Here is a 468-nt window from a genome sequence, read left to right as displayed (position 1 = left end):
CACTATTACTTTATTAGGACGTTTATGACAGGCTCATTGTTTATTATCACCGCCGCTTCCGGCACAGGAAAAACCTCTTTGGTCAAGCAGCTACTCGCTACCACGAATGATTTGTCTGTGAGCATCTCTCATACTACACGCAAGGCACGTCCAGGTGAAATTGATGGTCATGACTATCACTTTATCGAAAAAGAAGACTTTATCACTGCTATTAGTGAAGGCAAGTTTTTGGAGCACGCGGAAGTTTTTGGTAACTATTATGGGACATCAGCGTCGAGCGTCAGAGCACAGCTTGACGCTGGTATTGATGTTATTTTGGAGATTGACTGGCAAGGGGCGCGACAAGTCAAAAAAATCTTTACGCAAGCTACCATGATATTTATTCTACCACCTAGCGTCTCAACTTTGCGCCAACGCCTCTCTACTCGCGCGCAAGACAGCGCTGAGGTGATTGAGCAACGTCTATCC

General features: G+C 45.5%; 1 protein-coding gene. It reads left to right on the top strand.

Annotated features, from left to right (window positions below; genetic code table 11):
* Nucleotides 1-24: 24 nt before the first annotated feature.
* A partial coding sequence (gene gmk, locus AAEY88_RS12595) for a guanylate kinase (RefSeq protein ID WP_350562928.1) occupies nt 25-468 on the top strand: 444 nt, incomplete at its 3' end.

The sequence above is a fragment of the Psychrobacter sp. CAL346-MNA-CIBAN-0220 genome (assembly GCF_040309805.1).
Lineage (GTDB): Bacteria > Pseudomonadota > Gammaproteobacteria > Pseudomonadales > Moraxellaceae > Psychrobacter.
The sequence above is the reverse complement of the archived record's forward strand: the minus strand, read 5'-3'. Positions and strand labels throughout refer to the sequence as shown.